The organism is Vibrio marinisediminis (assembly GCF_014050145.1).
GTDB classification, from domain to species: Bacteria; Pseudomonadota; Gammaproteobacteria; order Enterobacterales; family Vibrionaceae; genus Vibrio; species Vibrio marinisediminis.
In genome coordinates, this window is record NZ_JACFYF010000322.1 from 1 (window position 1) to 246 (window position 246).

The following is a 246-nucleotide window of genomic DNA, read 5'->3' on the forward strand; positions in this document are numbered from 1 at the left end:
TTCTAAACATTGTGTATTGTGTATCAATTAGCGTTCCATTCACTAGGATTGGCATTCCATTCTGATAAAGTTTTTAACTCCTCTTCTGTAATGTACCTTGTGTCTAATGCTTGTTCTAAAAGATTTTGATAGTTACTTAATGTGTTTAAAGTAATATTTTCTTCTTTGAAGTTTTGATCGGCAATAGGAAATCCATAAGTGAATATGGCAACCATTCCCTTTACGTTTACTTTTGCTTTTTTAAGC

General features: G+C 31.3%; 1 protein-coding gene. It reads right to left on the bottom strand.

Annotation, left to right across the window (positions count from 1 at the left end):
* Positions 1–23: 23 nt before the first annotated feature.
* A partial coding sequence (locus tag H2O73_RS24245) for a hypothetical protein (protein ID WP_220457780.1) occupies positions 24–246 on the bottom strand: 223 nt, incomplete at its 5' end.